Below are 20672 nucleotides of genomic sequence, written 5' to 3' on the forward strand. Positions count from 1 at the left end.
TCGGCCTCGGTGCCAGCGTCCTTCGGGTGCAAGCAGCGCTGAGCGCTGCCCTCTGGCATGGGAGATTTGAATGAGCCTTTCCTATCGTTGGGTCATCGTCGCCGCTGGCGCGCTGATGTCCTGTGTCGCCATCGGGACGATGTTTTCGCTGGCGATCTTCCTCGAGCCGATGGCGATCGACACCAACTGGTCGCGCGCCGGCATTTCCAGCGCCATGACGCTCAATTTCCTGGTGATGGGCCTCGGCGGCTTTGCCTGGGGCGCCATTTCCGACCGTTTTGGCGCCCGCATCGTCGTCACGATCGGTGCGGTCCTGCTTGGGCTGGCGCTGGTGCTGGCCAGCCGCGCCGGCTCGCTGCTGAGCTTCCAGATCACCTATGGCGTGCTCGTCGGCCTCGCGGCAAGCGCCTTCTTCGCGCCAATGATCGCGCTGACCACGGGCTGGTTCGACACCAACCGCAGCCTTGCCGTCTCGCTGGTCTCGGCCGGCATGGGCGTGGCGCCGATGACGATCTCGCCCTTCGCCCGCTGGCTGATCTCGGCCTATGACTGGCGCACCGCCATGTTCGACATCGGCATTACGGCCTGGATACTGCTGTTGCCGGCGGTTCTGCTGGTCCGCCAGCCGCCGACGCCGGTGGCGGCCGATACTGGCTCCGCGCCGGTTGCCGAAGGCGCCGGCCTGACAGTCGGCCAGGTGCTGCGCTCGCCGCAATTCATCGTGCTCGGGCTGACCTTCTTTGCCTGCTGCGCGGCGCATTCCGGGCCGATCTTCCACATGGTCAGCTATGCCATGCTGTGCGGCGTCGCCCCCATGGCGGCCGTCTCGATCTACAGCGTCGAGGGCCTGGCGGGCCTCGGCGGCCGGCTGTTCTACGGCGTGCTGGCCGACCGGCTGGGCGTCAAGCCGGTGCTGATCGCGGGCCTGGCGATCCAGGCGATCGTCATTGCCGCCTATCTCTCGATCAGCCAGCTCGGTCAGTTCTACATGCTGGCCGTCATCTTCGGCGCCACCTATGGCGGCGTCATGCCGCTCTATGCGGTGCTGGCGCGCGAATATTTCGGCCAGCGCATCCTCGGCACCGTATTCGGCGCCGCCACCATGCTGTCCAGCCTCGGCATGGCGCTGGGACCGCTGGCCGGCGGCATGGTGTTCGATGCCTACGCCAACTACCACTGGCTGTTCATCGGCTCGGCCATCATCGGGCTCGGCGCGGTCGGCATCGCGATCGCCTTCCCGCCATTGCCGCGCAAAGAGTTGCAGGTGGCTTAGTCCGGGTCGATTTCCCAAACCTTGCTGGCCAGGCACGCAATCAGCCTGGCCCGTTCGTTCGCTGCGGATCCTGTCCCGGCACGCGGCTCCGCCGGTCTGGCGCTTGAATGACACGCAACGGGCGATGGATCGAAAAGCTCTCTTGAGCATTTAAGCCTTGGCTAATAGTGGCCCCAGGAGAGAACCAATGAAAAAGACGCTGCTCGTTTTGAGCCTGCTCATTCCGCTCTCGGCGTGCTCCCGTACCGAACAAGGTGCCGCCGTCGGCGGCTTGGGTGGCGCGGCCGTAGGCGCCGCAGTGGCCGGAGACCCTGTGGAAGGGGCGGTTGTTGGCGGTGCGGTTGGAGCGATAGCCGGGGCCGTCATCGGCCACGCCAGCGAAGCCGGCCAGTGCAGATATCGCGATCAGTACGGCCGGGTTTACGTCGCGCGGTGCCCGAACGGCTACTGATCTCAAGGCGCGTGATCTCCTTCGATCACGCGTCTGCTGGGGTTAATCGAATGGCCTATCGGATCAAAAAGCTGCTGGGTTTCTTGTTTGCCGCTGTCGGCGCTGCCGCGGTGAACGCCGGGTCCACGATTGCGATTTCCGCCGCGCCGGTTGAAGCAAAGACGATTGCCGATCACTTCTCATCGGTGAAATCCATGTCGGGGGATTTCGTGCAATCAGGCCCGAAAGCGGAAAGAAAACACGGCAGGTTTTTTCTCCAGCGCCCAGGCAAGATCCGGTTCAACTATGCAGGCCAATCTGGGGTCAGCGTGATCGCGGATGGCAAATCCCTGGTTGTTTATAACAGGAGACTGAAGACATCGCGGCTTTATGCTCTCTCGAAGACGCCGCTTAAGCTGCTGCTCGACAACAAGGTCGACTTCTCCGGCAGTCGCCTCAAAAGCATCAGAGACGATGGCGCCCAAGTTACCGTCAAGCTGGCCGACAGATCGGCTTTCGGCAATTCGAACATCTCCATGGTGTTCGACAGAAAATCGCTCGATCTGCGCAGATGGAGCCTCACCGACGAGAAGGGACTTACCACGACGGTGACCATCTCAAATGTGAGGCAGGGAGTTCGCGCTCCCGAGGGCACCTTCGTTATCGATTATGCGGCAAACCGTGAATTCAACACGACAACGAAATAGCCGAAACCGCAGCCATAGTCACAGCGCCGGAACCAATAGGATCACCGGCGGTTTAGTCCATGAAGGGACCGGAACCGCAAAGGACGCGGCACAATGATTGAAATTCACAGCATCGAAGCGGCCAACGCCAGACTGCGCATAAGAAGAGCAGAGAACTCTTTGAAGCGCGCCAATGACTTGCTGGACGAGGAAGCCGGCGTCGCCCTTAATCTGGCATTGTGCGGCCGGATAAGGGCCGCTCAAAGGCACCTGATCGAGGCCAGGGCACGCCTGATGTCGATCGATCCCGCCGGAACGAATTGACCCGCTGGCGGCCGCACGTCAACCCCTGAACGACAGGTCGCAACGCCCGCGTGGTTACGCGGTGCTCCGGCGGCGATGATCCGCCCTCGGCCCTACCCGAAAATCCGTTCGCCCTGCTCGTCAACGAGTTGGATGCCCTTCTTGATCGAGATGTCGACAGCGTCGTCGAGCCCGGCGAAGCGGTCGGCGCGGATGAATTTGTGTTCCTTCACCACGCCGTCGATCTCCTTGGAGACGACGCCGCATGTCTGGTACTGGCCATCCGCCTTGTAGGGCGTGGCGCTGACCAGGAAGCCCTTGTGCTCAACCTGCTTGGCTGGCGCTGCACTCGTCGGCTCGGCCGTCTGGGTTCCGCCGCCGCCACCGCCGAAAAGACGCTTCAGAAAAGACATCGGACTTCCTCCAACAGCATTCATCCCGCACCATGTAGAGTGATGCGGGATGAATTTCACTATCGGTCCTTGGCCCGGCGGGCAAGGGCGGCGTCCCATCGGCCGGAGGAGCTTACTTGTGCGACAGCGCTTCCAGCGCCTCGGCGGCGGCTTCGAGGATGGCGATCGCCTCGGCCTGTTTGTCGGCCGGGGCGTCGACGAAGTCGCCCAGAGCCGCGCGCAGCCGGTGGCGGACTGCGCGGAATTCGTCGCGTGCTTCCGAACGATCCCCGCGGCCACCCCGGCCGCCACGACGCCCGCCCTCTTCGCTCTCGTCGTTCCAGCCGAACCAGTCGCGCGCCTTGGCCATTTTGCGGCCGAAGCGCTCGAGATGGTCGAGAACGCCGTCGATCATCTCGCGGTTGTCGGCGAGATGCGCCTGGCCCGCTTCGGTAATCGAAAACACCTTCTTGTTGCCGTCGGCGGCGGAGGTGGCATAGCCGGCCTCTTCCAGGAAGGTCAGCGTCGGGTAGACCACGCCCGGGCTCGGGCTGTAGATGCCGCTGGTGCGCTCTTCCAGGGCCTTGATGATGTCGTAGCCGTGGCGCGGCGCCTCGGCCAGCAGCGACAGCGTGATCAGCTTGAGGTCGCCATCGGCCAGCATGCGCCCGGCGCGGAACATGTCGCCCGGGCCGCCGCGCCCGCCACCGCGACCGCCATGCCCGAACGGGCCGAAGCCGCCGCCCCCTCTGCCACCAAATTTGCCGGCCATGTGCATGAACATGCGCTCGCCGAAATGGTTGTTCCCAAAATGTTTGTGCATTGATTGCTCCTTGAGTTGTATCTTACGATATATCTTAATTAGGCGGGTCAATCGATGGAGTCAAGATATATCTTACGATGTATCTGAATGCGGCGCCAGAGGCTTGCTTTCACCGGAACGTGCCGCTAGAAGACCCGCGAGCGCCTCGGCTGCTCCGTAAGCGTCTGACGTCAAGCAACGCATCCAACCCGGTCTTTCCGGGCAATTCAGCCGGTCACCGGCGAATGGATGCCAATGCGACGGACCGGATACTTCAGGGAAACTCTCAAAATGACTGCAAGACATCAGCGCAGGAAGCTGCCTGCGCGCTATGCCGCTGTTCTTAGCCCGCTGGTACTGTCGCTGTTGATGACCTTCATCGTCTCGTTCATCTCGACGTTGAAAAGCCTTGGCTTCCACCCCGAGCTGCCGTCCATCTGGCTGACCGCCTGGGGCCTGTCCTGGCTGGTGGCGTGTCCGACGCTGCTGCTGGTTCTGCCGGTGGTACGCCGCATCGTCGGCGCGCTATGCGAGCCGGCCAGCCGATAGCTCGCACGAAAAAGGTCCGGAGATGTCCTCCGGACCTTTGCGCTTCTGGTCATCAATCACGAAGCGCTACCAGCGACCCTTGCGCCGGTTCCAGGCATAGAGCAGGTCGGCGAAACGATCATAGGCAAAGCGTGTCAGCGGCAAGACAATCGGATTGCCGAACAAAGTCGCCAGCCAGCCTTCCCCCGGCGTGAACTTCCACACGGCAATCGCCACATCGGCACCGACCAGCAATTGGCCACCAGCGTCGGTGGCGTGAAGCCGGCGGCGGATATCGTCAAGCGACGCGCCATGTCCGGCAAGCGCTGCCGGTTCAAAATTGATATCACGGAACTCGATCCGCCCGGCCTTGACCGCTTCGATCAGCCGCCGCTTCTGCCTGCTTATGCCGGCATCGCAGACCGGGCAGCGCGTGTTGTACCAGACAGTCAGCATGGTCCCGGCATTGGGTTGATAGCGCAACCTGAAGGACCACGAACGATCAGGCGCCGTCAAGACGTCGCTCAAGCGGTTGCGCACGAACGAGGCTGTCTCGGACCAGCCGGTCCGGCCCTTTCACTGCGGTGCCTATCCGAGCGAGGTGACGATCTCGCGGTAGGCTAATTCGGGAAAGGCCTTCAGCGTCCGCGTCCTGACATTGCCGGCCGCTGCCAGCATCAGCGAGAAGCGCGCCAGCACCGCATCGTCGGGCGCTTCGACCACCGCCACCATATCGTGTTCGCCCATGGTCAGGTAAAACGCCTTGAACGATCCGCCCATGTCACCCAGTTGCTTCCTGGCGGCATCGAGCCGCTTCGGTGACTCGCGCACGTTTCTGGCACCCTGCTCCGTCCAGTTCATCAGCACGATGTAGCTTGTCATGGCATACCTCCCTCCGGGGCCACGGAGCACGGCGGCTTCGCCGGGGCGGGCATCCGGGTTGTCGCCCAGAAAATGCATCCGACACGAAAGTATCCTCCCGAAGGACCTGCGCCGCAAGAGTGCGCCCCACAACAAAAAAGGGCGCCATCGGCGCCCTTGAACTCTTTGCATCGGTAAGTCTCAGCTATCCAGGAAGCTGCGCAGCTTGCGCGACCTGCTCGGGTGCTTGAGCTTGCGCAGCGCCTTGGCTTCGATCTGGCGGATACGTTCGCGGGTGACCGAGAACTGCTGACCGACTTCTTCCAGCGTATGGTCGGTGTTCATGCCGATACCGAAGCGCATTCTGAGCACGCGCTCCTCGCGCGGCGTCAGCGACGCCAGCACGCGCGTGGTGGTCTCGCGCAGATTGGCCTGGATCGCCGCGTCGATCGGCAGGATCGCCATCTTGTCCTCGATGAAATCGCCCAGATGCGAATCCTCCTCGTCGCCGACCGGCGTTTCGAGCGAGATCGGCTCCTTGGCGATCTTCAAGACCTTGCGCACCTTTTCGAGCGGCATGGCGAGCTTTTCGGCCAGTTCTTCCGGCGTCGGCTCGCGGCCGATCTCGTGCAGCATCTGGCGCGAGGTGCGCACGATCTTGTTGATCGTCTCGATCATGTGCACCGGAATGCGGATGGTGCGCGCCTGATCGGCGATCGAACGCGTGATCGCCTGCCGGATCCACCACGTCGCGTAGGTCGAGAACTTGTAACCACGGCGGTATTCGAATTTGTCGACCGCCTTCATCAGGCCGATATTGCCTTCCTGGATCAGGTCGAGGAACTGCAGGCCGCGATTGGTATATTTCTTGGCGATGGAGATGACGAGGCGCAGATTGGCTTCGACCATTTCCTTCTTGGCGATCGCCGCTTCGCGCTCGCCCTTCTGCACCTGGTTGACGATCTTGCGGAATTCCAGGATCGAGATCGCCGTTTCGGTGGCGAGGTTCTGGATCTCGGCGCGCAGGTCCTTGATCGCATCCTTCTCGTTCTTGGTGAATTCCTTCCAGCCGCGCGATGTCAGATTGCCGATCGAGCGCGTCCAGTTCGGGTCGAGCTCGGAACCCTGATATTCCTTCAGGAACTCCTCGCGGCGCACGCCGTAGCTTTCGGCCAGCCTGAGCAGCTTGCCTTCGTTCTGCACCAGGCGCTTGTTGATGTCGTAGAGCTGCTCGACCAGCGCCTCGATGCGCGCCGTGTTGAGCGACAGCGACTTCACCGCCTTGATCAGCTGGTCCTTCAGCTCCTTCAGCCGGCGGTCCTGGCTGGGCGACAGCGTGCCCGCGGCCGCGAGCCTGTTCTCGACCTGCTGGTCCTGCAGCTTGCGCAGCTTTTTGTAGGTGTCGGCGATGACGTCGAGCGTCTCCATCACCTGCGGGCGGAGTTCCGCTTCCATCGCGGCCAGCGACAGGCTCGCTTCGTCCTCGTCTTCGTCGTCGTCATCCGTCAGCCCACGCGTATCGGCGCCGACATTGGTGATGTCGTCTTCGTCGTCGCGCGAACGGCGCGGCTTGTCCTCGACCTTGGCTTCCTCGACGCGCTCGACCACCGGCGCCTGCTTGGCCTCGGGGCCGGCATAGGTCGCTTCGAGATCGATGATCTCGCGCAGCAGGATCTTGGATTCGTTGAGTTCGTCGCGCCAGATGATAATGGCCTGGAACGTCAGCGGGCTTTCGCACAGGCCGGCGATCATCGTCTCGCGGCCAGCCTCGATGCGCTTGGCGATGGCGATTTCGCCCTCGCGCGACAAAAGCTCGACCGAGCCCATCTCGCGCAGATACATCCGCACCGGATCGTCGGTGCGATCGGTCGGTTCTTTCTTGGTGGTGGTGGCGGCGACCGCGGTGCCGGTCTGCTCGGCCAGCTCGTTGGCGTCTTCCTCGGCATCGGCCGCGGTGTCGGCGGCCTCGGGCTCTTCGCCCTGCTCGTCGTCCTCGACCACGTTGATGCCCATGTCGGACAGCATCGCCATCGTGTCCTCGATCTGCTCGGAGGTCACTTCCTCGGAGGGCAGCACCGAATTCAGCTCGTCCATGGTGACATAGCCGCGCTTCTTGGCGGCCTTGATCATCTTCTTGACAGCATCATCGGAAAGGTCGAGCAGAGGGCCATCGGTGGCGCCTTCGCGTTCGGTTTCGACCTCTTCCTTTTCCTTTGTCGCCATAGTCTTTATCTTCTCCTAGCGGCCGAACTTCAAAGCCGCGTAAGCTGTCGGACCAGTCAAATCGGATGCGCTCGCTTATGAAACGCGCTTCACCGGGCCAGTAACTGCATCAACTCGTTTCGTTTGGTGTATGTCGTTGCCCCAAAACCGGGTTCCCCCTTTTGGGCGACATGCATTAAGTCCAGATTAACCCTGATATCTGTGGCAGGCGGGCTGCCTGTCCAGTGACCAGTACCTCACATCGCTTATTTCCCGTCGACGCGGGTTCGGGTTAACGTTTCGAATCGTCCTGATTCCGCCAATCTGCCAGAAGGTCAAGCGCCTCTCGCATGATTCGCATCAAAAAAGCGAATCAATTACCCCGACTTAGCCCGTTACGCGCCATTTGGACGCGCAACGACGCTTTCTCAATTCACTCGCTTCCAACTAAGCTCGCCCTGCCCTGCCCGAGGAGACGCCGAACCCTTCGATCAGCGCTTCCGTGGCCTGCACATCCTGGAATTGCGCCTGAATTTCGATCAGGTGCCGGTAGTTTTCGTCTGTGGGATCGGTGGCGAGCGCCGCTTCCGCCTGTTTCAGTTCCTTATGTAAGGTGCGCGCGCTGCGCTGCAAGTGCAACGCCTGGCTGAAAGCATCGCGAGCATCTTCAAGGGCAGCAGTCTCCAGCGCCGGCCATTGCCGCATTCGCCGGATCAGCCCGATGGCCCGCTCCCAGATCTCGGCGCAGCCGGCGCGTTCGATCGTCGCAATCACCGCCTGCCGGTCATTGGCCATGTCATGCGCCATTGCATCGAGGATCGCCGCATGCAGCCGCTTCAGATCGGAGTTGGCGAGATCGAGGAACTCGATATGGGCGAAATTCTCGTCGATCAGCGCCGGATGGTTGATCAGTGCGACTATGATCGTCGCCTCACGCACCGACATCCCCTCACTGCCGCGTTTGACCAAAGCGGACTGGCCGAGGCTTTCGGTGATCGCCATGCGGCCGCTGCCGGCCTTGGCGAACTGCCCGCCGGGCGCGGCCGTCTTGCCCTGGCCCTGTTTCCAGTCCTGCCGAGGTTGCCGGGCACTGCGCTGCGAGCCGAAGAAGCTCAGCACACGCTCCCGCATCTCCTGCTGGTAATGGTACCGCAGGCTTTCGTCGCGGATGCGGCTGGTCAGTTCGCGCAGCGTCTTCTCGAGTTCGGCCCGCCGCTCCGGCGTGTCGAAGACGCCGCCCGCCGTCTCACGCATCCACAAAAGGTCGACCAGCGGCCGCGCCTCGGCCAGAACGCGGCGAAATGCATCCGGTCCTTCGGCCTTGACCAGATCATCGGGATCCTTACCTTCCGGCAGCAGCGCGAAACGCGCCGAGCGGCCAGCCTGCACAGATGGCAGCGCCATATCGGCGGCCCGCCACGCTGCCTTCAGCCCGGCCTTGTCGCCGTCGAAGCACAGCATCGGCTCCGGCGCCATGCGCCAGAGCAGTTCGAGCTGGTTCTCGGTAAGCGCGGTGCCGAGCGGCGCCACGACATTCTCGAAGCCGGCCTGTGCCAGCGCGATGACATCCATATAGCCTTCGACGGCAATCACCGTGCCGCCCTTGGCGAGCGCCTTGCGGGCGCGGGCAAAATTGTAGAGCACGTTGCCCTTGTGGAAGAGCTCTGTGTCGGGCGAGTTCATATATTTGGCCAAAGCATCGGGGGCCAGCGCGCGGCCGCCGAAAGCGATGATCTTTCCGCGCGAATCCGGGATCGGGAACATGATGCGGTCGCGGAACCAGTCATAGGAAACCGGAATGTCGTCGCCATGGCGCACCAGCCCGCAGGCCTCGATATCGGCTTTCGGCACGCCCTTGGCGGCGAGATGCTCCTTCAGCGCATTGCGGCTGTCGGGCGCAAAACCGAGCCGGAACGATTGCTGCGTCGCCGGCGTCAGTCCGCGGTCGCGCAAATAGGCACGTGCCTTGGCGCCTTCCGGCCCCTGCAGCCGTTCCTGGAAGAAGGCGGTCGCCATCTCCATGACGTCGGTCAGGCTGGCGCGTTCTTTTTCGCGCCGCTCCTCCTGCGCATCGCGAACCGGCATCGGCACGCCGGCCATGTCGGCGATCTTTTCGACCGCTTCGGGGAAGCTCATCCCGTCGAGTTCGGTGAGGAACTTGAAATGGTCGCCCGAAACCGAACAGCCGAAACAGTGGTAGCGGCCCTTCTTGTCCTCGCAGTGGAAGGAAGGGCTCTTCTCGCCATGAAACGGGCAGCACGCCCAATAGTCGCCGCGGGGCGCGTTGGTCTTCTTGCGATCCCACGCGACGCGCTGGCCGATCACCGATGAAATCGGCACGCGGTCGCGTATCTCGTCGAGGAAGGCGGGTGGAAAGCGCATCGGGGAACTCGTTTCCCCACCATATAATCATGCCTGCGAAGCCCGACGACCCCTAATACGGGCCATACCCGGTTTCCACAGGCAAAAGAGGCGACCGTTGCCGGCCGCCTCTTTTCCAATATCCGCCTGGGGGTCGATTAATGCGCGGCAAGCGCGCCGAAGATGACGCCGGAGAGCACACCGACCAGCACATAGTCGTTGCCGACGCGGATCCATTCCTGGCCGCGGCCGGGACGATGCAGGCCGTAGCGGCCATAATCGCGGATCGGCTGGTGGCGCTTCCAGCTGGAATATTTCTGGCCATTGCGCCAGTTGTTGCGCTTCACGACGACGACCTTCTTCTTGAAGACCCGCTTCCTCACATCGCTGTGGTGGCCGGGCTTCTGCCAGTCGACGTGACTGTAATTCGACTGCGGCGCGTTCGGCGCGTTCAGCGGTGCGGCCTGGCCGGTGAGCGACGTGGCGGCCAGCATCGAGAAAGCGAGTGCGGAAAGGACAATGCGTTTCATGAGAAGTCTCCTTGGTTGTCGATATCAAAGCAATAGCGGCCCATCGATGAACCGAAACTGAACGCACGGATTACAATTGTGTAATGAATTCCTTGATTTACCAAAGAAAGCTGAACATGCCCGCAAGGGCAGGAACCAGTCGCATCGCAAACTCGGCCCATCCGCCGCTTCGCGCCCGCCCCGCAATGCAACCATTTTCGTGTCCGTCCATTTTCCGACACCGCCCGTCGCGCGGCAACGGCCCTTGAAATCGACAAGATTTTATTATCCGGCTAAAATATTCGAGTTATTATAAGTCACCGCCATGAACATGATTCGTACCCTCGTTTTCCCCTCTGATCGCCACACGAAACAGGGCGCGCATCCTGTTTGCACGCGGGGGACGAAATGAGCGGGTCCGTCGTCCTTCTGCATCTGGCCGGCGCCGTGGCGCTGATGCTGTTTGCCACCCGCATGGTGAAGACCGGCGTAGAGCGCGCCTATGGCGACGTGCTGCGCCATCGCCTGCGCGCCACCATGCGCAATCCGATCATGGCGGTGCTGGCCGGCACCGGCCTTGCCATCGCCCTGCAGAGCTCCACCGCCGTCACGCTGCTGGTCGGTTCCTTCGCCGGCTCTGGCATCGTCTCGGGCGCCGCGGGCCAATTGGCAGTGCGCGGAGCCGAGATCGGCTCGGCGCTGGTGGTCAAGCTGCTGACCTTCGACCTCACCTTGCTGGTGCCGCTGTGCCTGATTACCGGCACGGTGATGTTCATGGCCACCGAGCGGCGCGACTGGCGCCAGTCCGGCCGCATCCTCGTCGGCATCGGCCTTCTGATCCTGTCGCTGGAGATGATCGGCCAGGCGTCGGAGCCGCTGCGCAACAGCCAGCTCATGCCGGTCATCATCAACTACTTCTCGACCGATTCCATCACCGCCTATCTGCTGGCGGCACTGATCACCTGGCTGTTCCAGTCGAGCATCGCGGCGGTGCTGTTGATGGCGACGCTGGCAGGCCGTGGCCTGATCACGCCCGAACTCGGTGTCGTTCTCATCCTCGGCGTCAATCTCGGCTCCTCGATCATCGCGCCGATGCTGACCCGCTCGTCGAGCCCCGAAGTGCGCGTGGTGCCGATCGGCAATCTCCTGATGCGCGGGCTTGGCTCGCTGGTCATGCTGATCCTGGTCATGATCTTCAGGCCGCACTTCGCCTTTCTCGGTTCGACGGCGGCGGATCAGATCGTCAATGCCCACATCCTGTTCAATGTGCTGATCCTGCTCGCCGGCCTGCCGCTGGCAGGGTTCGTCTACCGCGCTTCGGAGAAGATCGTCGCAGTTGGCACCAAGCCCGTGCCGGCCACCTCGCTTGACGTCGTCGAGCTGTCCGCGCTCAACGAAAGCGCGCTCGACGTGCCAAGCCAGGCGCTGGCCAATGCCACCCGCGAGGTGGTGCGGGTCTGCGAGACGATAGAGATCATGCTCAAGCGCATCATCGAGCTCTACGAAAGTACCGATGCCGACAAGATCAAAGCGCTGGCCGCACTCGACGACCGCGTCGACCGCAAGCACGCCGCGATCAAGCTCTATCTCGCCAAGTTGACCAGGAACCCGTTGACCGAGGACGAGGCGCTGCGCTGCCAGGAACTGATCGGCGCCTGCGTCAAGCTCGAGCAGGTCGGCGACATCATCGTGCGCAACATGTTGGTGCACGTGAAGAAGAAGTTCGAGCGCGGGCTGGAATTCACCGACGAGGGCTGGGCCGAGCTGTGCGCCTTCCATGGCTCGGTGCTGGCCAATGCGCGGCTTGCCTTCAACGTTCTGGTGTCGCGCGATCCCGAGACCGCCCGCCAGTTGGTGCTGGAAAAAGACCGGCTTCGCGATCGCGAAAAGGAAACCAGCGCCAGCCATTTTGTTCGCCTGCGCGACGGCACCGCCAAGAGCGTCGAGACCAGCTCGATCCATCTGGACACCATCCGCGACCTGAAGCAGATCAATTCGCTGCTGGCCTCGATGGCCTATCCGGTGCTTGAAGAGCGCGGCCTGCTCACTGGGTCGCGGTTGAAGGCGAGCTGATGAACAGCCGATCTCCCTCCTCCGTGGGGAGATTGGCGCTTCATCGCCGTGCCCCATTGAAGAAAACCTAAACCGGCGCCAAAAATTTCTGGATTGCCCGCGAAGCCCATCCGTGGTTTGAGGCCCTTCCAGCTAAGGCTTCCCCATGTCGCTTCCGCTCATCGCCCTGTTCATCGCTGCCTTTGCCTTCGGCACCACCGAATTCGTCATCGCCGGCGTGCTGCCGCAAGTGGCGGAGGGGCTCGGCGTCTCGGTTCCCTCGGCCGGCTATCTCGTCTCCGGCTATGCCTGCGGCATCGCCATTGGCGGTCCGCTGCTGGCGCTTGCCACCAAGTCGCTATCGCGCAAGAGCTTGCTGCTCGGCCTCGCCATCGCCTTCACCATCGGCCAGGCGGCTTGCGCGCTGGCGCCCGACTTCACCTCGATGCTGCTGTTGCGTATTGCCGTGGCGGTCGCGCATGGCGCCTATTTCGGCGTCGCCATGGTCGTCGCCGTCGGCCTCGTGCGCGAGGACCAGCGCGGCATGGCGGTTGCCGTCATCCTGTCCGGCCTCACCGTCTCCAACGTCATCGGCGTGCCCGCCGGCACCGCGATCGGCAACATCTGGGGCTGGCGCGCGACCTTCTGGGTGATGTGCGCGCTGGGCGTGGCGGCAACGCTTGCGATGGCGGCACTTTTGCCGCGCACCACCGGATCGTCGGCCAGGCCAGCCGGTTTCGCCCGAGAGGTTCGCGTGCTGGCCCGCCAGCAGGTCTGGACCTCGCTGATCCTGATGCTGATGCTGATGATCGGCCAGTTCGGCCTGTTCACCTACATTACCCCGACACTGCTGGAGGTCACCGGGCTCGACGAGAACCTGGTGCCGTGGGTGCTGCTGCTCAATGGCGTCGGCGCGACGCTCGGCGTCTTCCTCGGCGGCAAGCTCTCCGACTGGAAGCTGATGCCGTCATTGATCACCATGCTGGCCCTGCAGGCGGTGACGCTTGGCGTGATCTATGCCGTCAGCCCCTATCCCCTGCCGATGGTTGTGGCGATCGTCATCTGGGGCGGTCTCAACTTCGCCATCGGCACACCGATCCAGACCCGCATCCTGGCCTGGACGGCCGACGCCTCGAACCTCGCCTCGTCGCTCATTCCGTCCGGCTTCAATGTCGGCATCGCGCTGGCCGCTTCGCTGGGCGCCGCCATGCTGAACAGCGGCTATGGCTATCGCAGCCTGCCATTGCTCGGCGTCATCGCCATGCTGGTCGCCGTGGCAGTGGCGCTCGCCTCTTATGTCTGGGAAGGGCGCAGCAACGCCACGCCGCCGCTGACGGCCCCGGCCGAATAGACCACGAAACAAAACCTTCACCCGCGCCAGCGCAGCAGGCGCATGGCGTTGGCGGTGACCAGAACGGTGGCGCCGGTATCGGCCAGGATCGCCGGCCACAGGCCGGTGATGCCCAAAATGGTGGTGACCAGGAACACCGCCTTCAGCCCGAGCGCCACGCTGATGTTCTGGCCGATATTGACCATCACCGCCCGCGACAGTTTTACCATGCGTGCGACGTCCATGACGCGGCCATGCAGGATCGCCGCGTCGGCCGTTTCCAGCGCCACATCGGTGCCGCCACCCATGGCGATGCCGATATCGGCGGCGGCGAGCGCCGGCGCGTCGTTGATGCCGTCACCGACCTTGACCACCTTGAACCCCTCGCGCTGCAATTCGCCGACGATGCGCTGCTTGTCCTGCGGCAACAGCTCCGCCCGCGCCTCGATGCCGAGCGATGCGGCGATGGCTTGCGCCGTGCGGCGGTTGTCGCCGGTCAGCATCACCGCGCGGATGCCTTCGGCCTTGAGCGCCGCAATGCCGGCCGCCGCATCCGGCCGCGGCTCGTCGCGCATGGCGATCAGCCCAGCCACCACGCCATCGGCCACCAGCACCGACACGGTCTTGCCCTGGCCATTGAGGCTGTCGACGGCAAGGCGCTGCCCTTCAGTCATGTCGGAGCGTTCGCCCGCCGCCTGGCCGGAGCCGAGGAAGACGGCGACACCGCCAACGCTGCCCTCAACACCCTTGCCCGAGATCGCCTTGGCCGCCAGGGCCGGCGGCACCGGCGCCTTGTCGGTCTTGGCCCTGTCGAGGATTGCCGTCGCCAGCGGATGGCTGGAGCCCTGCTCCAGCGCCGCCGCCAGCGACAGCACGCTGCGTTCATCGCGGCCATAGCCCATGATGTCGGTGACCACGGGCCTGCCCGCGGTCAGCGTCCCGGTCTTGTCGAAGGCGACCGCCGTGATCCGGCGAAAGCCTTCCAGCACCGCACCACCTTTCATCAACAGGCCACGCCGCGCGCCGGTAGCAAGGCCAGCGGCGATTGCTGCCGGCGTCGAGATGACCAGCGCGCAGGGGCAGCCGATCAGCAGGATCGCCAGGCCCTTGTAGATCCATTCATTCCAGTCGCCCCCGGCAAGCAGCGGTGGCAGCATCGCCACCAGCGCGCCAACCGCCAGCACCGCCGGCGTGTAGGTGCGTGAGAAGCGGTCGATAAAACGCTCGGTCGGCGCCTTGGCTTCCTGCGCCTCCTCCACCTGCCGCACCACCCGGGCGATGGTGTTGTCCGACGCGGCCGCCGTCACCCGCACCTTGAGCACGCCGTCGGTGCTGATCGTGCCGGCGAAGACGGCGTCCGCGACGCCCTTGCGCTTCGGCGTGCTCTCGCCGGTCACCGGCGCCTCGTCGATATCGCTCGCCCCTTCGACAATCTCGCCATCGGCCGGAATGCGGTCGCCCGGCCGCACCACGATGACATCGCCGACCGCAAGTTGTTCGGCGGGAACCTCTGATGTGCCACCCGCCCGCTCGACCAGCGCGGTCTTCGGCACCAGATCGGCAAGCCCCTGGATGCTCGCCCGCGCCCGGCCGGCGGCGACACCTTCCAGAAGCTCGCCGATCAGGAACAGCACCACCACGGCGGCTGCCTCTTCCGTGGCGCCGATCATCACAGCACCTATCGCCGCTATGGTCATCAGCATCTCGATCGAGAACGGCGTACCGGCCAGCGCCGCCATCAGCGCACGCCGCGCGATCGGCACCAGGCCGACCAGCAAAGCGACCAGGAAGACCCAGCGCTCGGCCACTGGGAACAGATGGCCGATACCGTAGGCGGCGAGAAGCGCTGCCGCGCAAGCCAGCGTCAACGCCGTCCTGCGGGAACGCCACCACGCCTGCCCCGGCTCGGCATGGCCATGATCGTGATCGTGGCCCGCATGATCGTGGTCTTCATGGTCATTGTGGACGTGATCGGCGTGTGCCTTGTCTGACATCGGCGATACGTGCGCCTCGGCTCTGACGATGCCGTAGCCGAGCCTTGCCACCTGTTGCAGCACCTTGTCTTCCGGCAGTGCGCCGCCGTGGCTGACTGTCATGCTGGCGCCGGTCACCGAAACCGAGACATCGGCAACGCCCTCGATGCGGCGCACCGCCGTATCGATCTTGGCCGCGCAGGAGGCGCAGTCCATGCCGCCGATCTTGAACCGTGTCTGCCCGATTGTTTCCCGCTTGAGGGGAGCCGTCATCACATCACCTGTCTGTCTTGCCCGCGCGGCGTCGCCGCATGGGTCTTGAATGCTGGCACTGTAATTGCTCTAGTCACTAGAGCTTCAAGAGGCAAAATTCATGTTTTCGATCGGTGATCTCTCACGCCGCACCGGGGTCAAGGTGCCGACCATCCGCTACTACGAGCAGATGGGCCTTGTTGCCGCACCCGAGCGCTCGGAAAGGCAACCAGCGCCGCTATTCCAGGCAGGAGCTGGAGCGGCTGGCCTTCATACGCCACGCCCGCGACCTCGGCTTCGCCGTCGAAGACATCCGCTCGCTGATCGAACTGAGCGGTCATCCCGAGCAGCCCTGCGGCCACGCCGATCGGATCGCCGAGGAACAGCTGATCTCGGTGCGGGAGAAGATTGCCCAGCTGAAGCGGCTGGAGGCCGAGCTCGAACGCATCGCCACCTGCTGCAATGGCCAGACGGTCGGCGACTGCTACGTCATCCGCGCGCTGTCCGACCACGCACTGTGCGCCGATGAGCACGGTTGAGACACATCCTACAGCGCTATCCGGAACCGCAGGCTCTCCACCCCGCCATAGGCGGCGTCCTCGAAGAAGCGTTCGACGAGCTTGCCGCCATTGGCAAGGACCACCCTGTGTGATGCCGGATTGCCCGGCTTGGCGGTGATCTCGACATAGGGCAGGCCAACGGCCCTCGCCTCGTCCAGCATCAGCCGCAGCGCCTCGGTGGCGTAGCCGCGCCGCCGCTTCCACGGCACCACCGCATAGCCGATATGGCCAAGCACATGCGGCGGCAGTTCCGCCGTACCCTTCTGCCATCGGAAGCCGATCGAGCCTGACGCCTCGCCGTCCCAGATCCAGCGGCGGAAGCCCGGCAGGCGCGGCACCTTTCTGCCGTCGGGCAAGCTGATCGGACCGCCTTTGGCCTGGGGATCATCGAGGTCGGCGAGAAAAGCCACCGGATCCTTCTCGATTGCCGCAAGCTGCTCGCGCGTCGCTTCCAGCAATCGCACATTGTCCGGCGACCAGCCGCGCTCGAGCGCCGCCTTATAGGACGGCAGATGTTCAAGCGCGGGTTTGACGATTTCGATCATAGTGCACCGTGGAGACGCTACGCCGGTAAAATAGCATCTTTGCCCGGGAAGGCTCGGTCCACCAAACCGCGGCCTCTTACGACAAGGGCCGCGCTCCCATCACTGGAAACACGGCCCTGGCGTTAGGTCCTTGGGAGGACCGGTGCTCCGGCGCGGCCGCGCCGGAGCACCTTTAGCGATCTCAGGCGATGTCGAAGCGGTCGGCGTTCATCACCTTGGTCCATGCCGCGACGAAATCCCTGGTGAATTTCGCCTTGGCGTCCGCCGACCCGTAGACCTCGGCAAGTGCGCGCAATTGGGCGTGCGAGCCAAAGATCAGGTCGGCACGGGTGCCGGTCCACTTGACCGCCTTGGTCTTGCGGTCACGCGCCTCGTACACCTCTTCCGAACCCGGAACAGAGCCGGCGGCAGGATCCCAGACCGTGTTCATGCTGAGCAGGTTGACGAAGAAGTCGTTGGTCAGCGTCCCCGGCCGGTCGGTGAGCACGCCGTGCTTCGACTTGGCCGTGTTGGCGCCGAGCACCCGCAAGCCGCCGACCAGCACCGTCATCTCCGGCGCCGTCAGCGACAGCAATTGCGCCCGGTCGACCAGCATGGCTTCGACCGACATCGGCTGCTTGCCCCTGACATAGTTGCGGAAGCCATCGACTTTCGGCTCGAGCGCGGCAAAGGAATGGACATCCGTCTGTTCCTGAGAAGCATCCATGCGGCCCGGCGTGAACGGCACCTTGGTCTCGTGGCCGCCGTCCTTCGCCGCCTTCTCGACCGCAGCGACACCGCCGAGAACGATGAGATCGGCGAGCGAGATCTTTTTCCCGCCGGTCTGTGCCGCGTTGAACTCCTTCTGGATGGCGTCCAGCTTCGCCAGCACCTTCGACAGTTCCGCCGGCTGGTTAACCTCCCAATCCTTCTGCGGTGTGAGCCGGATGCGTGCACCGTTGGCACCACCGCGCTTGTCGGAATTGCGGAACGTCGAGGCCGAGGCCCACGCCGTCGAGACCAATTCGGAAACCGACAGGCCCGATGCCAGGATCTTCGCCTTCAGCGACGCAATGTCCTGCTCGCTGACCAGTTCGTGGTCGACCACCGGGATCGGATCCTGCCAGATCAGCTCTTCCTTCGGCACGAGCGGGCCGAGATAGCGAACGACCGGACCCATGTCGCGATGGGTCAGCTTGTACCAGGCGCGGGCAAACGCGTCGGCGAACTGGTCCGGATGCTCATGGAAGCGCCGCGAAATCTTCTCGTAGGCCGGATCGACCCGCAGCGCGAGATCGGTGGTCAGCATGGCAGGTGCGCGGCGCTTGGACGGGTCGTGGGCATCCGGAACGGTGCCGGCGCCGGCGCCGCCCTTCGGCGTCCACTGATGCGCGCCTGCCGGGCTCGTGGTCAGTTCCCATTCGAAGTTGAACAGATTGTCGAAGAAGTTGTTGCTCCACTTGGTCGGCGTCGTGGTCCAGGTCACCTCGAGGCCCGAGGTGATGGCATCGCCTGCGATGCCCGTGGCGTGCTTGCTCGACCAGCCGAGGCCCTGCGCTTCGATGCCGGCGCCTTCCGGCTCCGCACCCACCAGCGAGGCATCGCCGGCGCCGTGGGTTTTGCCGAAGGTGTGGCCGCCGGCGATCAGCGCCACGGTCTCCTCATCGTTCATGGCCATGCGGCTGAACGTCTCGCGAATGTCGCGTGCCGAGGCCAGCGGATCCGGCTTGCCGTTCGGCCCTTCCGGATTGACATAGATCAGTCCCATCTGGACGGCGCCGAGATGGCCTTGGAGTTCGCGGTCGCCGGAGTAGCGCTTGTCGTCGAGCCACTTGGTTTCCGAACCCCAATCGACGTCCTGCTCGGGTTCCCAGACGTCGGCACGACCGCCAGCGAAACCGAAGGTCTTGAAACCCATCGATTCCAGCGCGACGTTGCCGGTGAGAATCAGCAGGTCGGCCCAGGAGATCTTGCGGCCATATTTCTGCTTGACCGGCCATAGCAGCCGGCGCGCCTTGTCGAGATTGGCATTGTCCGGCCAGCTGTTGAGCGGAGCAAAACGCTGCTGGCCTGCCCCGGCGCCGCCACGGCCATCGCCGATGCGGTAAGTGCCGGCACTGTGCCAGGCCATGCGGATGAACAGCGGCCCGTAATGGCCGAAGTCGGCCGGCCACCAATCCTGCGAATCCGTCATCACGTGGTGCAGGTCCTTGATCACCGCAGCGAGATCTAGCGACTTGAATTCCTCGGCATAGTCGAACTCTTCGCCCATCGGATCCGAAAGGTTCGATTGCTGATGGAGAACGCCAAGATCGAGTTGGTTGGGCCACCAGTCACGGTTGCTCCTGCTGGAGGATCCGTGTGCAACGGGGCATTTGCCGGCGCTGGGATCATCGGTCTGTGCGTCCATGTTCTTCTCCGATCGTGGCTGTGTTGAGCTGTTCAACTGCTGCGTGAACAGGGACACAAAAATGTCCCTGGAGGCGGTCCGTTTCATGGCTGGCGCGATGACCATATGCCCGATACGCGACCGAATATGTTGGATGTCCTGTTGCTGCGGGCATGCGCCTCACCAGGCGGTCCCGGCTGCTCCTCATCTTCGTTGCGACTCCTATAGCAAAGCCGCTTGATTAATTTAAGTTGGATTTCCTGATTACAGCGATAAGATGACATTATGACAAACCTGACGCTGAAGCAGTTGCGTTATTTCGAGGCGCTGGCCCGACACAATCATTTCGGCCGGGCCGCCGATGCCTGCGCGATCTCGCAGCCCGCCATCTCGGTGCAGATCCGGGAGTTGGAGGAAACGCTGGGCACGGAGCTTTTCCAAAGAGGCCCACGCCAAGTCCGGCTGACCAATTTCGGCGAGGAATTCGCCTTGCGCGTTCGCGACATCCTGCGTTCGGTGGATGAGCTGACGGATCTGGCCCGCGCCTCGCGCGACCGGCTGGTGGGACGGTTGCGCATCGGCGTGATCCCGACGATCGCACCCTACCTTCTGCCTGCCATCATCGGCAACCTCGCCCGCATGCATGACGGGCTCGATATCCACGTGCGCGAAACGCAGACGCAGAAGCTGATCCAGGAACTGGCCGACGGGCGGCTCGACGCGGCCATCGTTGCCTTGCCGGTGTCGGAACCCTCGCTGACGGAAATCGTGCTGTTTGCCGAGAACTTCGTGCTGGTCCGGCCCGGCGAGGATGAGGGAAAGCCGGTGCCCAACCGCGAAATGCTGCGCGAGATGCGGCTGCTTCTGCTTGAGGAGGGCCATTGTTTTCGCGATCAGGCGCTGTCGTTCTGCAACATGCACTCGGCGCGCCCAAGGGAGTTGCTGGACGGCAGCTCGCTGTCGACCCTGGTGCAGATGGTCGGCGCCGGCGTCGGCGTCACCTTGATCCCCGAAATGGCCGTGCCGGTGGAGACGCGCTCGGCGTCGGTCTCTATCGCCCACTTCGCCAACCCCCAACCTTCGCGGACCATCGGCATGATCTGGCGCAAGACAAGCCCGATCGCCAAACAGCTGCTGTTTATATCCGAAGTGGTTCGCCAAGCGGCCGAAGCATTGCGCGCGCAGCACAGTTCGGCATTGCTTGCGCAGCCTCTGAATCTACCGGCAGCGGCCCAATGAAGGCTG

The 20672-nt window shown here is 63.6% G+C and carries 18 protein-coding genes and 1 pseudogene; 9 read left to right on the plus strand and 10 right to left on the minus strand.

The annotated features are described in order from the left end of the window. The first annotated feature begins 70 nt into the window (after nucleotides 1-70). The 4 genes from EOA16_RS05410 to EOA16_RS05425 all read left to right on the plus strand — a co-directional run bounded on the left by EOA16_RS05410 (nucleotide 71) and on the right by EOA16_RS05425 (nucleotide 2713). On the plus strand, nucleotides 71-1273 hold the full coding sequence (locus EOA16_RS05410; RefSeq protein WP_127256148.1) for an MFS transporter: 1203 nt from the start codon (nucleotides 71-73) through the stop codon (nucleotides 1271-1273). A 187-nt stretch (nucleotides 1274-1460) separates the two neighbouring features. Next, nucleotides 1461-1724 (plus strand): YMGG-like glycine zipper-containing protein, encoded by a 264-nt coding sequence (locus EOA16_RS05415; protein ID WP_127256150.1) that lies wholly within the window; start codon nucleotides 1461-1463, stop codon nucleotides 1722-1724. Between the two features lie 50 nt (nucleotides 1725-1774). Next, nucleotides 1775-2410, plus strand: a complete 636-nt coding sequence (locus tag EOA16_RS05420; RefSeq protein WP_127256152.1) for an outer membrane lipoprotein carrier protein LolA — start codon at nucleotides 1775-1777, stop codon at nucleotides 2408-2410. A gap of 93 nt (nucleotides 2411-2503) precedes the next feature. After that, on the plus strand, nucleotides 2504-2713 hold the full coding sequence (locus EOA16_RS05425; protein WP_127256154.1) for a hypothetical protein: 210 nt from the start codon (nucleotides 2504-2506) through the stop codon (nucleotides 2711-2713). Between the two features lie 92 nt (nucleotides 2714-2805). Here the strand turns inward: EOA16_RS05425 and EOA16_RS05430 are convergent, their stop codons facing one another. Both EOA16_RS05430 and EOA16_RS05435 read right to left on the minus strand, forming a co-directional pair. Then, a complete protein-coding gene (locus EOA16_RS05430) occupies nucleotides 2806-3105 on the minus strand; it encodes an HlyU family transcriptional regulator (RefSeq protein ID WP_027039266.1) in 300 nt (99 codons plus the stop codon). A 112-nt stretch (nucleotides 3106-3217) separates the two neighbouring features. Further along, a complete protein-coding gene (locus tag EOA16_RS05435) occupies nucleotides 3218-3907 on the minus strand; it encodes a PadR family transcriptional regulator (RefSeq protein ID WP_127256156.1) in 690 nt (229 codons plus the stop codon). Between the two features lie 270 nt (nucleotides 3908-4177). Here EOA16_RS05435 and EOA16_RS05440 point away from each other — a divergent pair, with 270 nt between their 5' ends. Next, nucleotides 4178-4435 (plus strand): DUF2798 domain-containing protein, encoded by a 258-nt coding sequence (locus tag EOA16_RS05440; protein WP_127256157.1) that lies wholly within the window; start codon nucleotides 4178-4180, stop codon nucleotides 4433-4435. A 66-nt stretch (nucleotides 4436-4501) separates the two neighbouring features. On the opposite strand, the gene EOA16_RS05445 is transcribed toward EOA16_RS05440, so the two are convergent. The 5 genes from EOA16_RS05445 to EOA16_RS05465 all read right to left on the minus strand — a co-directional run bounded on the left by EOA16_RS05445 (nucleotide 4502) and on the right by EOA16_RS05465 (nucleotide 10368). Continuing rightward, nucleotides 4502-4870, minus strand: a complete 369-nt coding sequence (locus EOA16_RS05445) for a DCC1-like thiol-disulfide oxidoreductase family protein (protein WP_127256232.1) — start codon at nucleotides 4868-4870, stop codon at nucleotides 4502-4504. A gap of 132 nt (nucleotides 4871-5002) precedes the next feature. Then, nucleotides 5003-5296 carry a GYD domain-containing protein gene (locus tag EOA16_RS05450; protein ID WP_127256159.1) on the minus strand — a complete coding sequence of 98 codons (294 nt, stop codon included), beginning with the start codon at nucleotides 5294-5296 and terminating at the stop codon, nucleotides 5003-5005. Nucleotides 5297-5476: 180 nt separating this feature from the next. After that, a complete protein-coding gene (gene rpoD / locus EOA16_RS05455) occupies nucleotides 5477-7498 on the minus strand; it encodes an RNA polymerase sigma factor RpoD (protein WP_013530149.1) in 2022 nt (673 codons plus the stop codon). A 426-nt stretch (nucleotides 7499-7924) separates the two neighbouring features. After that, complete coding sequence (dnaG, locus tag EOA16_RS05460) at nucleotides 7925-9859, minus strand: DNA primase (protein ID WP_127256161.1); 1935 nt, start codon at nucleotides 9857-9859, stop codon at nucleotides 7925-7927. Between the two features lie 137 nt (nucleotides 9860-9996). Continuing rightward, nucleotides 9997-10368 carry an RcnB family protein gene (locus tag EOA16_RS05465; protein WP_127256162.1) on the minus strand — a complete coding sequence of 124 codons (372 nt, stop codon included), beginning with the start codon at nucleotides 10366-10368 and terminating at the stop codon, nucleotides 9997-9999. A 387-nt stretch (nucleotides 10369-10755) separates the two neighbouring features. Between EOA16_RS05465 and EOA16_RS05470 the strand changes: the two genes are divergently transcribed. Then, a complete protein-coding gene (locus EOA16_RS05470) occupies nucleotides 10756-12420 on the plus strand; it encodes a Na/Pi cotransporter family protein (protein ID WP_127256164.1) in 1665 nt (554 codons plus the stop codon). Nucleotides 12421-12565: 145 nt separating this feature from the next. Further along, the gene (locus tag EOA16_RS05475; RefSeq protein WP_127256165.1) at nucleotides 12566-13750 is read left to right on the plus strand and encodes an MFS transporter; all 1185 of its coding nucleotides are present in this window, start codon (nucleotides 12566-12568) and stop codon (nucleotides 13748-13750) included. Nucleotides 13751-13767: 17 nt separating this feature from the next. Here EOA16_RS05475 and EOA16_RS05480 read toward each other — a convergent pair whose 3' ends face one another. Then, the gene (locus tag EOA16_RS05480) at nucleotides 13768-15975 is read right to left on the minus strand and encodes a heavy metal translocating P-type ATPase (RefSeq protein WP_127256166.1); all 2208 of its coding nucleotides are present in this window, start codon (nucleotides 15973-15975) and stop codon (nucleotides 13768-13770) included. Nucleotides 15976-16088: 113 nt separating this feature from the next. Here EOA16_RS05480 and EOA16_RS05485 point away from each other — a divergent pair. Further along, a pseudogene (locus EOA16_RS05485) lies at nucleotides 16089-16493 on the plus strand (helix-turn-helix domain-containing protein); the annotation flags it as partial. A gap of 8 nt (nucleotides 16494-16501) precedes the next feature. On the opposite strand, the gene EOA16_RS05490 reads toward EOA16_RS05485, so the two are convergent. Beyond that, nucleotides 16502-17059 carry a GNAT family N-acetyltransferase gene (locus EOA16_RS05490; protein ID WP_127256168.1) on the minus strand — a complete coding sequence of 186 codons (558 nt, stop codon included), beginning with the start codon at nucleotides 17057-17059 and terminating at the stop codon, nucleotides 16502-16504. A 181-nt stretch (nucleotides 17060-17240) separates the two neighbouring features. Next, nucleotides 17241-19448: a catalase/peroxidase HPI gene (gene katG, locus EOA16_RS05495; protein WP_127256169.1), complete on the minus strand. Its 2208-nt coding sequence runs from the start codon at nucleotides 19446-19448 to the stop codon at nucleotides 17241-17243. Nucleotides 19449-19712: 264 nt separating this feature from the next. On the opposite strand from katG, the gene EOA16_RS05500 reads away from it, so the two are divergent. Beyond that, nucleotides 19713-20666 (plus strand): hydrogen peroxide-inducible genes activator, encoded by a 954-nt coding sequence (locus EOA16_RS05500; RefSeq protein WP_127256171.1) that lies wholly within the window; start codon nucleotides 19713-19715, stop codon nucleotides 20664-20666. The last annotated feature ends 6 nt before the right edge of the window (nucleotides 20667-20672 follow it).

Source organism: Mesorhizobium sp. M7A.F.Ca.US.008.03.1.1, from assembly GCF_003997495.1.
Taxonomy (GTDB): domain Bacteria; phylum Pseudomonadota; class Alphaproteobacteria; order Rhizobiales; family Rhizobiaceae; genus Mesorhizobium.

What these genes read in the sequence shown, in the direction of transcription:
- EOA16_RS05410 (WP_127256148.1), top strand. Translation starts at nt 71, where the DNA reads ATGAGCCTTTCCTATCGTTGGGTCATCGTCGCCGCTGGCGCGCTGATG.
- EOA16_RS05415 (WP_127256150.1), top strand. Translation starts at nt 1,461, where the DNA reads ATGAAAAAGACGCTGCTCGTTTTGAGCCTGCTCATTCCGCTCTCGGCG.
- EOA16_RS05420 (WP_127256152.1), top strand. Translation starts at nt 1,775, where the DNA reads ATGGCCTATCGGATCAAAAAGCTGCTGGGTTTCTTGTTTGCCGCTGTC.
- EOA16_RS05425 (WP_127256154.1), top strand. Translation starts at nt 2,504, where the DNA reads ATGATTGAAATTCACAGCATCGAAGCGGCCAACGCCAGACTGCGCATA.
- EOA16_RS05430 (WP_027039266.1), bottom strand. Translation starts at nt 3,105, where the DNA reads ATGTCTTTTCTGAAGCGTCTTTTCGGCGGTGGCGGCGGCGGAACCCAG.
- EOA16_RS05435 (WP_127256156.1), bottom strand. Translation starts at nt 3,907, where the DNA reads ATGCACAAACATTTTGGGAACAACCATTTCGGCGAGCGCATGTTCATG.
- EOA16_RS05440 (WP_127256157.1), top strand. Translation starts at nt 4,178, where the DNA reads ATGACTGCAAGACATCAGCGCAGGAAGCTGCCTGCGCGCTATGCCGCT.
- EOA16_RS05445 (WP_127256232.1), bottom strand. Translation starts at nt 4,870, where the DNA reads ATGCTGACTGTCTGGTACAACACGCGCTGCCCGGTCTGCGATGCCGGC.
- EOA16_RS05450 (WP_127256159.1), bottom strand. Translation starts at nt 5,296, where the DNA reads ATGACAAGCTACATCGTGCTGATGAACTGGACGGAGCAGGGTGCCAGA.
- rpoD (WP_013530149.1), bottom strand. Translation starts at nt 7,498, where the DNA reads ATGGCGACAAAGGAAAAGGAAGAGGTCGAAACCGAACGCGAAGGCGCC.
- dnaG (WP_127256161.1), bottom strand. Translation starts at nt 9,859, where the DNA reads ATGCGCTTTCCACCCGCCTTCCTCGACGAGATACGCGACCGCGTGCCG.
- EOA16_RS05465 (WP_127256162.1), bottom strand. Translation starts at nt 10,368, where the DNA reads ATGAAACGCATTGTCCTTTCCGCACTCGCTTTCTCGATGCTGGCCGCC.
- EOA16_RS05470 (WP_127256164.1), top strand. Translation starts at nt 10,756, where the DNA reads ATGAGCGGGTCCGTCGTCCTTCTGCATCTGGCCGGCGCCGTGGCGCTG.
- EOA16_RS05475 (WP_127256165.1), top strand. Translation starts at nt 12,566, where the DNA reads ATGTCGCTTCCGCTCATCGCCCTGTTCATCGCTGCCTTTGCCTTCGGC.
- EOA16_RS05480 (WP_127256166.1), bottom strand. Translation starts at nt 15,975, where the DNA reads ATGACGGCTCCCCTCAAGCGGGAAACAATCGGGCAGACACGGTTCAAG.
- EOA16_RS05490 (WP_127256168.1), bottom strand. Translation starts at nt 17,059, where the DNA reads ATGATCGAAATCGTCAAACCCGCGCTTGAACATCTGCCGTCCTATAAG.
- katG (WP_127256169.1), bottom strand. Translation starts at nt 19,448, where the DNA reads ATGGACGCACAGACCGATGATCCCAGCGCCGGCAAATGCCCCGTTGCA.
- EOA16_RS05500 (WP_127256171.1), top strand. Translation starts at nt 19,713, where the DNA reads ATGACAAACCTGACGCTGAAGCAGTTGCGTTATTTCGAGGCGCTGGCC.